Here is an 11,533-nt window from a genome sequence, read left to right as displayed (position 1 = left end):
GTCCCGCACGGTCATGTGCGGGACCCCGTCGTCGTAGGGGCGCGTCGGGACGCGGGCAGGCGCTAGCCGAGCAGGCCGCCCACCAGGCCGGGCTGGCCGGAGGAGGAGCTCGAACCGCCGGAGCCGCCCGAACCGCCCGAGCCGCCGCTGCCGCCGGGCGAGCCGCTGCCGCCGGTGGAGGAGGGGCCGGAGCTGGTGCTCGGGGAGCCGCCGGACGGGGCCGACTGCTGGGGCGGCGCCTGGCCGGCGGTGCTCTGGCTCTGGCTGGGCGCTCCGGTGGCGGCCGTACCGGTGTCGCGGGTGGCGCCGGGGGTGGTGGCGTCACTGGAGGGGCTGGCCGCGCCGGAGGTGGCGCCCTGGGTGGGCGTGGTGGAGGCCGACGGCTTCTGCTGGTGCTTGCGCTTGGCGGGGTCCTGCGGGAGCGGCGAGCCGGGCAGCTCGTTGCGCGGGGCCTCGCCGGGACCGGGGACGACGACACGGTCGGCGTCGCGCACGGCACCGCCGAGCAGCGAGCCGACCAGCAGGGTGAGACCGGCGGCGACGGCCGTGACGAGGGCCCCGCGGCGCAGGACGTAGCGGCGCAGCTCCCAGATGTCGGAGCGGGGTCCGAGGCGCCGCCAGGCACCGGCGGCGAGCCGTCCGTCGATGGAGTAGACGGGGGCGCCGGCGATGATCAGCGGGGACCAGGCGGCGAGGCAGATGATGTCGGGGGCGTCGTAGACGGGGACCGACTTCCAGCTGACGGTGACGAGCAGCGCGGCGGACAGCGCCGCGCCGACGACCGCGGTGACCCGCTGCCAGCAGCCCAGGACCGTGAGGACGCCCACGACGACCTGGAGGAAGGCGATGACGAGGCCGGAGCCGACCGGGTGCTGGAGCGCGAACTGGCGCAGCGGCTCGGCGACTTCCCAGGGGTGCAGGGTGTTGAGCCACTTCACCATGGAGCCGCGCTTGCCGCCGTCGAAGTAGACGGGGTCGCAGAGCTTGCCCATGCCGGCGTAGATGGAGATGAAGCCGAGGAAGATGCGCAGCGGGAGCAGGACGACGCCGAGGTTCATCCGGCGGCCGGGGTAGTAGGAGTGCCGCGCGGGGTCGTCGCCGTGCCGCCGGGCCCGGGACGGGCGCGCCGCCCCCGTCCGCTCGTCGAACTCCTCGGCCTCGAACCGCCCGTCGTCGTAGGCGGGTTCGCCGTAGCCCGGTGCGTCGTAGCCCGGTGCGTCGTAGGCGGGTGCGTCGTAGGCGGGTTCGTCGTAGGCGCTGCCGACGGTGCGCATCTGGGGCAGGAGCCGGGTGCCGTCGCCGGAGGTGCGCTGGGCGCCGACGGCGGGGGTCTCGAGGGTCTGGTCGAGCTCGTCGTAGGCTGCGCCGTAACCGCGGTCGGGTCCGCCGCCGTACGCACCGCCGTATCCGTCGTAGCCTTCGTAACCGCCGCCCGGGTAGCCGGGGGCGGCGTCGACGCGGGGGATGACCTGGGTGGCTCCGGCGTCGACGGCGGGCTGTTCGCCGTGGCGGACGCTGCCTGCCCGCACGGCCTGGAGCAGGCGGTGGGCGCCGGTGTCGTCGGGGTCGGACCTGCCGCTCCAGACGACCGCGCGGCGGCGGGCTCCGGTGGCGCCCGCGGCGGGCCCGCGCGCGGTGTCCTCGGCGGCGCTCAAGTGCCGGGCGATCCGCGGGGATTGGGCGCGTCTCGTCGACGTGCCCAGCTGTACGCGGAAGCTCGCGTGACTGACGATGACCTGCGCCGGATCGCTCGGCACCTTCACCATGCTCAGCGCGGGAGCGTCGTCGTATCCCGACGAGCGGTCCCCCGTGGGTGTGCGGGGTGTTCTGGTGTCCACACTCATCTAACCGAGTGACGTGGAGTTAGGACACTGCTTTGACCGGCCAGATCTGTCCGGACCCCGTCAAGGTTGTCCTCGCCGTCCAGATTGCCCCGAGTGGGTGATGCGGCGGACGCCCGTTCGGGCGCCGCCCGCACCCGGAATCAGGCGCGTCGCCGAGCCGCCTCGTACAGCACGACACCCGCCGCGACACCCGCGTTCAGCGACTCCGTACCACCCGGCATCGGGATCCGCACCCGGTAGTCACAGGTCTCGCCGACCAGCCGGGACAGTCCCTTGCCCTCGCTGCCGACGACGATGACGACCGGGCCGCCCAGGGCCGGCAGCTCACCCACCTCGACCTCACCGTCGGCGGCGAGGCCGACGACGGCGATCCCGGCCTTCTTGTACGCCTCCAGGGCGCGCGTCAGGTTGGTGGCGCGGGCGACCGGCGTCCGCGCGGCCGCACCGGCGGACGTCTTCCAGGCACCGGCGGTCATACCGGCGGCCCGCCGCTCGGGCACGACGACCCCGTGGCCGCCGAACGCGGAGACGGACCGTACGACGGCGCCGAGGTTGCGCGGGTCGGTGACGCCGTCGAGGGCGACGATGAGCGGGTCGGCGCCCTCGTCGTACGCGGCGCCGACGAGGTCCTCGGGGTGCGCGTACTCGTACGGCGGGACCTGGAGGACCAGGCCCTGGTGGTTGAGCCCGTTGGTCATCCGGTCGAGCTCGGGGCGGGGGGCCTCCATGAGGTTGATGCCGCCGCGCTCGGCCGCGAGCTGGAGCGCCTCGCGCACCCGCTCGTCGTTGTCGATGAACTGCTGGACGTAGAGCGTGGAGGCGGGCACGCCCTCGCGCAGCGCCTCGACGACCGGGTTGCGTCCGACGACCATCTCGGACGTGCCCTTGCCGCCGCGGCCGCGCGGCACGGGACGCCGGACGGTCTGCTTCGCCTTGGCGTTGGCGACGCGGTTCTTCTTGTGTCCCTTGCGCATCTCGGCGGGCGGGGTCGGCCCCTTGCCCTCCAGACCCTTGCGCCGCTGGCCGCCACTGCCGACCTGCGCGCCCTTCTTGCCGGACATGCGGCGGTTGTTAGCGGCCATGACCTACCTGTCTGTGCGAAGCGATGAAGCGTGTACGTCTATGAAGTGTGCCGCCCGGAGGCCCGGACGGCACAATCGATCACGTAAGCGATCTGGCGGGGTCAGCGCGGACCGAGGGTCCAGCGCGGCCCCTGCGGGCTGTCCTCGATGACGAGCCCGGACTGGTTGAGCTGGTCGCGGATGGCGTCCGCGGTGCCCCAGTCCTTGCGGGTGCGGGCCGCCTCGCGCTGGTCGAGGACGAGTCGTACGAGACTGTCGACGACGCCGTGCAGATCGTCGCCGCGGTCGGTCTCGCCCGCCCAGTGCGGGTCGAGCGGGTCGAGCCCGAGGACGCCGAGCATGGCGCGCACCTCGGCGAGGCGGGCGACGGCCGCTTCCTTGTCGTCGGCGGCGAGGGCGGAGTTGCCCTGCCGGACGGTGGTGTGCACGACGGCGAGCGCCTGGGGCACGCCCAGGTCGTCGTCCATGGCCTCGGCGAAGGCGGGCGGAACCTCGGCGGCGGGTTCGACGACCCCGCCGGCCTTCTCCACGACCCGCTGCACGAAGCCCTCGATCCGCGCGAACGCGGACTCGGCCTCGCGCAGGGCCTCCTCGCTGTACTCGATCATGGAGCGGTAGTGCGGGGTGCCCAGGTAGTAGCGCAGCACGATCGGGCGCCACTGCGTGACCATCTCGGAGACGAGCACCGAGTTCCCGAGCGACTTGGACATCTTCTCGCCGCTCATGGTGACCCAGGCGTTGTGCACCCAGTACTGGGCGAAGTCGTCGCCGAACGCCTTGGCCTGGGCGATCTCGTTCTCGTGGTGCGGGAAGATCAGGTCAAGGCCGCCGCCGTGGATGTCGAAGGCGGTGCCCAGGTACTTGTGCGCCATCGCGGAGCACTCCAGGTGCCAGCCGGGCCGGCCCCTGCCCCACGGCGTCTCCCAGCTCGGCTCGCCCGGCTTCACGGACTTCCACATGGCGAAGTCACGCAGGTCCCGCTTGCCCGTCTCCCCCTCGCCCGACGGCTGGAGGAGGTTGTCCAACTCCTGGTTGGACAGCCGGAGGTACTCCGGGAAGGAGCGCACGTCGAAGTAGACGTTGCCGTCGGCCTCGTAGGCGTGCCCGCGCTCGATGAGCCCGCGCATCATCTCGATCATCTCGGGGATGTGCCCGGTGGCCCGCGGTTCGTACGTGGGCGGCAGGCAGCCGAGGGCCTGGTAACCGTCGTTGAACGCCCGCTCGTTCTCGTACCCGATGGACCACCAGGGGCGCCCCTGGTCGTGCGACTTGGTGATGATCTTGTCGTCGATGTCGGTGACGTTGCGGATGAACGTGACCTCGTAGCCGCGGTACTCGAACCAGCGGCGCATGATGTCGAAGTTCAGCCCCGAGCGGATGTGCCCGATGTGCGGTGCGGCCTGCACGGTGGCACCACACAGGTAGATCGAGACACAACCCGGCGTGAGCGGGGCGAAGTCACGAATCTGCCGGGCGCTGGTGTCGTGCAGGCGAATAGTCACCACTCCAGGGTAGTGGCCACGGGGCAGTGCCTCGCGACCGTTGCGAGGTATTGCCCCGGGGGTGGGGGTGTTTGGGGGGTGCTGAGGGAGGGCGCGAGCCGGACTGTGCGGGGGCGGAGCCCCGCCGGGGTCCGCGGCGGGGCCCCTCGGCGGGGTCTTCCGGCCGGCTGAGCCGGGCGGGTCGGCAGCGCTCAGGCCACTCGGACCACCAGCGCCGTCGCGACCGCCATCAGTCCCTCCCCCCGCCCGGGGAACCCGAGCCCGTCCGTCGTGGCCCCGGACACGGACACCGCCGCGCCCACCGCCTCCGACAGCACCTTCTGCGCCTCGTCCCGCCGCTTGCCGATCTTCGGCCGCGGCCCGACGACCTGGACGGCCACGTTGCCGATGACGAACCCGGCCTCGCGCACCAGCCGCGCGGTCTCCGCCAGCAGCGTCACCCCGGACGCCCCGGCCCACTCGGGCCGCCCGGTACCGAAGTGCTGCCCCAGGTCCCCCAGCCCCGCCGCGGAGAACAGCGCGTTGCACGCGGCATGGGCGACGACGTCCGCGTCGGAGTGCCCGGCGAGGCCCGAGCCCTCCCCCTCCCACTTCAGACCGGCACACCACAGCTCACGCCCCTCCTCGAAGGCGTGGATGTCCGTACCGATCCCGACCTGCGGCAGCAGTGGCACCCCGGAAGCCCGAGCGGCCCCGGAGGCCTGGGATGTCTCAGAAGCCATCGTTGAGCCTCCTGCGCGCCAGGACCGCCTCCGCCAGCACCAGGTCCAGCGGCCGCGTGACCTTGAAGGCCTCCTCGTGCCCGGGGACGACCACGACCCGCAGCCCGAGCTGCTCCACCATGCTCGCGTCGTCGGTGACGTCGTCCGTCACCGTCTCGTGCGCACGGATCAGCGTGGCCCGCTCGAAGCCCTGCGGTGTCTGGACGGCCCGCAGCCGTCCCCGCTCGGGCGTGGCGAGCACCGGCTCCGGCTCGCCCGCCACCGCCGCCGGCTCGACCTCCTTGACCGTGTCCGCGAGCGGCAGCGCCGGCACCACGGCGGGCGCGCCGTCCCGTACGGCGTCGATCACGGCGTCCACCGTGTCGACCGGCACCAGCGGCCGCGCCGCGTCGTGCACGAGCACGATGGCGTAGTCGGGCGGCAGCGCGTCGAGACCGAGCTTCACCGACTCCTGGCGGGACTCCCCGCCGGGTACGACGAGGAAGTCGGTCCGCTCCGGCAGCGCGTGCGCGTCGAGCAGCGACTTGACCTCGCCGGCGCCGTCGGGCGGCGCCACGACGACGACCAGGGAGACGGCGCGAGAGGCGGCCATGGCGCGCACCGCGTGGATGAGCATGGGCGTGCCGTTCAGCGTGCGGAGCGCCTTGGGGGCGCCCGGGCCGAGACGTACGCCCCGGCCGGCGGCCGGGATGACCACGGCGGTACGGGGGGTCACTGCCGGGGCTTCCGGAACGGCACCCGCGGTCGAAGGGTGCGAAACGTCAGACATCGGTTCCTGTCAGGTTTGTGTGCTCGGCCTACGTGGGTATGGCCACAGCGTGCCGGGCGCGACGCCTTGACCGGAACCCTTCCGTGACACCGGTCGAGCCAGCTGCCCGGGCCCGGCACACCGAGTATCGGGGGTTTCCCCCGTGGCGTACGGCATTCGAGTACGAACATGCCGCAGCGCCCGGCGACAGAACGTACGTCATCGGGCACCGCGGCATTTCACTGTGCTGAGCGCGCTGAAGTGGGGCGGGTGTGGCCGCCTCGCGTCAGGACGCGAGGACCTCGTCGAGCAGGGCCTCCGCCTTGTCCTCGTTGGTGTTCTCCGCGAGGGCGAGCTCGCTCACCAGGATCTGGCGGGCCTTGGCGAGCATGCGCTTCTCACCGGCGGAGAGTCCGCGCTCGCGCTCACGACGCCACAGGTCACGGACGACTTCCGCGACCTTGATGACATCGCCGGAGGCGAGCTTCTCCAGATTTGCCTTGTAACGGCGCGACCAGTTCGTGGGCTCCTCGGCGTACGGAGCACGCAGCACCTCGAAGACCCGGTCCAGCCCGTCCTGACCGACCACATCACGCACGCCGACGAACTCCGCATTGTCCGCTGGCACACGTACCGTCAGGTCACCCTGGGCGACCTTCAGCACCAAGTAGGTCTTGTCCACGCCTTTGATCTGGCGAGTTTCGATGGCCTCGATCAGCGCGGCCCCGTGATGGGGATAGACCACGGTGTCGCCAACCTTGAACGTCATGTGACAGGTACCCCTTCCGTGGCTATCCAGGGTAACACGGAAACGGCGGGTTCTGAATGGCGTTTTCGCAGGTCAGGGCATATCTCGGGGCTTGACAACAGTAACAGGAACGTGCATCACGGGCCGATCGGAACCGGGTATTCGCAGGTCGGAGTGGCTATCCGGGGGAGGGGAAACGTGCGCGTCACACGCTTCCGGAGGCTCCTCCGGGCGACCGAACGTCCGCATATGTCCTGTTCCATACGATCGACTTCCGCTACTCCGTTCGGTTGCCCGAGGCCGATACGAGTCGAATCCGGAATTGATCACGGGGTGATCACAAGGCTGATCACAGGACGGATCACGGGACCGATCACTAGGCCGACGGAACGACCACGGAACAGCCGACCGAACAGCCGGCGGAACACCCGACCCGACGCAGTCCGTGATCAATTCCAAGGCATAGCTCCGACACCACGCGCGCATTCCTTCACGGAAAAACTGCAAGCCCCCTTAAGTGAATCCCGTACGACCTTGAGACCAATGTGACTCGGGGGCCACTTCCCGGTCCGGAAAGCGTCCGGGTACCGCCTGCCGAGCGAAGCCGGGCCGCTCGAGGGAGGGTCGGGTGCGGCCGCCGGGGAACGGATCGGTAACCTAAGGCCGCTGACAGACACTTAGGGCGGCTTTAGGTACAGCTGCCCCTGCGTTCAAGGAGTAGCCGCCGCCGTGAGCAGCAGCCTTCGACGCGGCGCCCTCGCCGCATCCGCCATCGCGTTCTCGATCGCCTCGCTCGCCGCGTGCGGCGCGGGCGACAACTCCCAGACGTTGGAGATCAAACCCGACAACGCGGCGACGAGCGTCGGTGACATCAAGATCCAGAACGCGATCGTCATCACCCAGCCCGGCACGAGCTCCACGGGTCCCGCCGTGATCTCCGCGACCGTCTTCAACAGCGGCACCACCTCCCAGACGCTGGACTCGGTCAGTGTCGAGGGCGACGGCAGCGCCAAGCTCTCCCCCGCCAAGGGCGACGGCAAGCTGACCGTCCCGGCCGGCGGCTCCGTGGTCATCGGCGGCAAGGACAACGCCGCCGCGGTGCTCTCCTCCCCCGGGGACTCCGTCAAGGGCGGCAACGCCCAGAAGATCACCTTCACCTTCAGCAAGACCGGCGCGGTGAGCCTGCGCGCCTTCGTCGTGCCGGCCGACGGCTACTTCTCCACATGGGGCCCGAGCGAGATGCCGAACGCCTCGGCGTCCGCCTCCCAGCAGCCGTCGGAGAGCGCGTCGTCCTCGCCGAGCGAGTCCGCCTCCACCTCGGCCTCCCCGAGCGACACGGCGTCCGCGAACGCCAACGCCAACGCGGGCAACACGAACGCGAATGCGACGGCCTCGGAGTCCGCGTCCGGCAACTGAGCGTCGTAGCACCCGCATACGAGAAGGGCGGCATCCCGTGACCGGGTGCCGCCCTTCTCGTACTCACCGAATTCCTGTCACCGATCGAATTACCGTCGGCGGTCGGCGGTTTACGGCTCGAACTTGTAGCCGAGGCCGCGCACGGTCACCAGATACCGCGGCGCGCCGGGGTCCGGCTCGATCTTCGCGCGCAGGCGCTTGACGTGGACGTCGAGGGTCTTGGTGTCACCGACGTAGTCGGCGCCCCAGACCCGGTCGATGAGCTGCATGCGCGTGAGCACACGGCCCGCGTTGCGCAGCAGCATCTCCAGCAGGTCGAACTCCTTGAGCGGGAGGTCGACCTTCGAGCCGGAGACGGTGACCACGTGACGGTCGACGTCCATACGGACCGGTCCGGCCTCCAGCGCGGCCGGGGTGACCTCCTCGGGCTCGCCACGGCGACGCAGGACGGCCCGGATACGGGCGACCAGCTCGCGCGAGGAGAACGGCTTGGTGACGTAGTCGTCGGCTCCTATTTCCAGGCCGACCACCTTGTCGATCTCGCTGTCCTTGGCGGTGACCATGATCACCGGAACATTGGAGCGGCCGCGCAGCTGACGGCACACCTCCGTGCCGGGCAGCCCCGGCAGCATCAGGTCGAGGAGGACGAGGTCGGCGCCGTTGCGCTCGAACTCGTCGAGTCCGTCGGGGCCCGTGGTCGCGACGGCGACCTCGAAGCCCTCCTTGCGGAGCATGTACGACAGGGCGTCGGAGAAGGACTCCTCGTCCTCGACGACGAGCACTCGGGTCACGGAAGGACCTCCGGGGCGGAAAGCGTTTGGTACGCGGGTGAGTCGGGGGAAGTGGCGCGCGACGAGTGGGCTGACTGCCCGGCCCCATCATTCTCGACGTCGTCGTCGTTGTCGTCGTCGAGGTCGGGGTGCTGCTGGGCACGGTCGCGAGCCGCACCCGCCTCCGGCAGCCGCAGAGTGAACGTGGAGCCCTGACCCGCGGAGCTCCACACCGTGACCTCCCCGCCGTGCGAGGCGGCCACGTGCTTGACGATCGCCAGCCCGAGACCCGTACCCCCCGTGGCGCGGGAGCGGGCCGGGTCGACGCGGTAGAAGCGCTCGAAGATGCGCTCCTTGTCCTTGTCGGAGATGCCGAGGCCCTGGTCGGTGACGGCGATCTCGATGAGTTCTCCGCCGGGCGCGGTCACCCGGCGGGCGGCTATGCCCACACGGGTGCGGGCCGGGGAGTAGTTGACCGCGTTCTCGACCAGGTTGCCGAGAGCGGCGGCGAGCTGCCCTCGGTTCCCCCAGATCCGCAGGTCGGCGGTACCGCCGGCGGCCATGGTGATCTGCTTGGCGCCGGCCTGGTGGCGGCAGCGGTCGATGGCTTCGGCGACGAGTTCGCCCACGCGGACCGGCTCGGCGTCCTCGAGGGGGTCGTCGTTCTGGACCCGGGAGAGGTCGATGATCTCCTGGACCAGGTTGGTCAGGCGCGTGGCCTCGATCTGCATGCGTCCGGCGAAACGCTCCACCGCTTCGGGGTCGTCGGAGGCGTCCATGACAGCCTCGGAGAGGAGGGAGAGCGCGCCGACCGGGGTCTTCAGCTCATGGCTGACGTTCGCGACGAAGTCGCGCCGTACCGCCTCGATGCGCCGGGCCTCGGTGAGGTCCTCGACCAGCAGGAGGACGAGCCGGGACCCGAGGGGGGCGACGCGCGCGGACACGGCGAGTGCCTCGCCCCGCCCGGTCCCCCGCCGGGGCAGATCCAGCTCGACCTGGCGTATTTCTCCGTCACGCCGGGTGTCCCTGGCCATCAGGAGCATGGGCTCGACGGCCAGCTTGCCGCCGCGCACCAGCCCGAGGGCGTACGCGGCGGAGCTCGCCTTGACCACGGCGTCCGCCTCGTCGAGGACGACGGCGGAGGAGCGGAGCACGGACAGGACCGTGTCCACTCCCGGCGGCAGCACGGGGTCGGTGTGCAGTGAGGTTCTGGTGGGTCGCTGCTGGTCGCGTTCGCTCCAGCGGAACGCCAGCATGGCGATGACACCGGTGAGTACCCCGGCGATCGCTGCCGCTGCGGCGACCGCCGCGTTCACGTCCATGCACCCAGGTTAGGCATGTCGTCCCGCCGGACCACAGCCATCGAAGTGCGACCTCGAACACTCGTCGCCCAGAGTTCACCTAGGAGCTAGCGGTGGTTCATTTGGGGTGACGGAAACCGACGCGTACAGGCCGGACCGTGGGAGCGTGGGGTTCGCACCGCCGGTTCGAGCATGTTCGAGGACTGACACCGCCGGGGTCCCGGCCCCCGGAACCCCCGACAGCACACGTACGAGAGGGAAATCCTGATGCGGGACGCGTACCACGAGGAACTGGACTCGATCGGCGACGGACTGGTGGAGATGGCCCGGCTGGTCGGATCGGCGATCGGGCGCGCCACGACCGCCATCCTGGACTCCGATCTGAAGCTGGCCGAAAGTGTCATCGAGGCCGACAAGAAGATCGACGAGCTCCAGCACGACCTGGAAGCCCGCGCGATAGCCCTGCTGGCCCGGCAGCAGCCGGTGGCCACGGATCTGCGGATCGTCGTCACGTCACTGCGCATGTCGGCCGATCTGGAGCGCTCAGGCGACCTCGCCCAGCATGTGGCGAAGCTCGCACGCCTGCGTTTCCCGTCGCAAGCGGTGCCGCACGACCTGCACGCCACGATCCTGGAGATGGGTCAGCTCGCGCAGCGTCTGATGGCGAAGGCGGCCGAGGTGATCATCACGAAGGACGTCGACCTGGCGCTCCAGCTGGAGGCCGACGACGACGACATGGACCTGCTCCACCGCGCGCTGTTCCAGCACCTGATGGACGACCGCTGGAAGCACGGCATCGAGACCGCGGTGGACGTGACGCTGCTCGGCCGTTACTACGAGCGGTTCGCCGACCACGCGGTGGCGGTCGCCAAGCGCGTGGTGTTCCTGGTCACGGGCGAGCACGCGGACGAGCTCCAGCCCGACATCCAGCCGGACATCCAGCCGGGCACCGAGGGGGCGTAACCCCTCCGGATTCCTTCGGAATCCGCTGTGGCGACTCCTCCGGATCCGCTTCGGCGAGTCCTCCGAATCCCCTGCGGTACCCCTGCGCGATCCTCCGTGGTCGAACAGGCGCGCGGGGGATTCGGACGGGGCGTGCGCGAGCGGGCCACAGTGCGCCGTTGATGCGCCCAGTGGAATGGGCATGAAATGGGCACAGGCACAGCCTCGAGGAGGGACCCAGAGTCATGGCCGAATCCCCCAGCAAGACGCCCGACCCCACGCAGGAACGCGCGACCGAGCAGCCCACCGAGATCAGGAACCTGACGCTGATCGGCGCGTGCGGCTGCGGGTCGGGCTGCGGGTGCGGGTGCCAGTCGGGCAACCCCTGCCAGTGCGGCTGACGCGGCACACGGCACGGACGGCGTGGACCGCGTCCGGCGACGAAGGTCGTCGTACGC

The 11,533-nt window shown here is 70.8% G+C and carries 11 protein-coding genes; 3 read left to right on the top strand and 8 right to left on the bottom strand.

Annotated elements, in window-relative coordinates; genetic code table 11:
• Positions 1-62: 62 nt before the first annotated feature.
• From ACFV0T_RS41830 to ACFV0T_RS41805, 6 genes are all read right to left on the bottom strand, one after another.
• Positions 63-1,844: a DoxX family membrane protein gene (locus ACFV0T_RS41830; RefSeq protein ID WP_385790749.1), complete on the bottom strand. Its 1,782-nt coding sequence runs from the start codon at positions 1,842-1,844 to the stop codon at positions 63-65.
• Between the two features lie 140 nt (positions 1,845-1,984).
• A complete protein-coding gene (gene rlmB / locus ACFV0T_RS41825) occupies positions 1,985-2,926 on the bottom strand; it encodes a 23S rRNA (guanosine(2251)-2'-O)-methyltransferase RlmB (RefSeq protein WP_385790747.1) in 942 nt (313 codons plus the stop codon).
• Between the two features lie 101 nt (positions 2,927-3,027).
• Entirely contained in the window at positions 3,028-4,428 is a 1,401-nt protein-coding gene (gene cysS, locus ACFV0T_RS41820) for a cysteine--tRNA ligase (RefSeq protein ID WP_385790745.1), read from the bottom strand.
• Between the two features lie 191 nt (positions 4,429-4,619).
• A complete protein-coding gene (ispF, locus tag ACFV0T_RS41815) occupies positions 4,620-5,150 on the bottom strand; it encodes a 2-C-methyl-D-erythritol 2,4-cyclodiphosphate synthase (protein WP_385790743.1) in 531 nt (176 codons plus the stop codon).
• Positions 5,140-5,919: a 2-C-methyl-D-erythritol 4-phosphate cytidylyltransferase gene (ispD, locus tag ACFV0T_RS41810; protein ID WP_385790741.1), complete on the bottom strand. Its 780-nt coding sequence runs from the start codon at positions 5,917-5,919 to the stop codon at positions 5,140-5,142. The genes ispF and ispD overlap by 11 nt, the downstream gene beginning before the upstream one ends.
• A gap of 265 nt (positions 5,920-6,184) precedes the next feature.
• Positions 6,185-6,667 (bottom strand): CarD family transcriptional regulator, encoded by a 483-nt coding sequence (locus ACFV0T_RS41805; protein ID WP_003953493.1) that lies wholly within the window; start codon positions 6,665-6,667, stop codon positions 6,185-6,187.
• 708 nt (positions 6,668-7,375) lie between these two features.
• On the opposite strand from ACFV0T_RS41805, the gene ACFV0T_RS41800 reads away from it, so the two are divergent.
• On the top strand, positions 7,376-8,062 hold the full coding sequence (locus tag ACFV0T_RS41800; protein WP_385790739.1) for a DUF461 domain-containing protein: 687 nt from the start codon (positions 7,376-7,378) through the stop codon (positions 8,060-8,062).
• A gap of 110 nt (positions 8,063-8,172) precedes the next feature.
• Here ACFV0T_RS41800 and ACFV0T_RS41795 read toward each other — a convergent pair whose 3' ends face one another.
• Together ACFV0T_RS41795 and ACFV0T_RS41790 are read right to left on the bottom strand one after the other, a co-directional pair.
• A complete protein-coding gene (locus tag ACFV0T_RS41795; protein ID WP_015659563.1) occupies positions 8,173-8,853 on the bottom strand; it encodes a response regulator transcription factor in 681 nt (226 codons plus the stop codon).
• A complete protein-coding gene (locus ACFV0T_RS41790) occupies positions 8,850-10,154 on the bottom strand; it encodes a sensor histidine kinase (RefSeq protein WP_385790738.1) in 1,305 nt (434 codons plus the stop codon). The genes ACFV0T_RS41795 and ACFV0T_RS41790 overlap by 4 nt, the downstream gene beginning before the upstream one ends.
• A gap of 246 nt (positions 10,155-10,400) precedes the next feature.
• On the opposite strand from ACFV0T_RS41790, the gene phoU reads away from it, so the two are divergent.
• Both phoU and ACFV0T_RS41780 read left to right on the top strand, forming a co-directional pair.
• A complete protein-coding gene (gene phoU, locus ACFV0T_RS41785; protein ID WP_385790736.1) occupies positions 10,401-11,096 on the top strand; it encodes a phosphate signaling complex protein PhoU in 696 nt (231 codons plus the stop codon).
• 224 nt (positions 11,097-11,320) lie between these two features.
• Positions 11,321-11,476, top strand: coding sequence for a hypothetical protein (locus tag ACFV0T_RS41780; protein ID WP_385790734.1), 156 nt, complete (start codon positions 11,321-11,323; stop codon positions 11,474-11,476).
• Positions 11,477-11,533 lie beyond the last annotated feature (57 nt).

Source organism: Streptomyces sp. NPDC059582, from assembly GCF_042735715.1.
In the GTDB taxonomy this organism is placed as follows: Bacteria; Actinomycetota; Actinomycetes; order Streptomycetales; family Streptomycetaceae; genus Streptomyces.
Note: the sequence above shows the minus strand (reverse complement) of the source record. Positions and strands in the feature narration are given on the sequence as shown.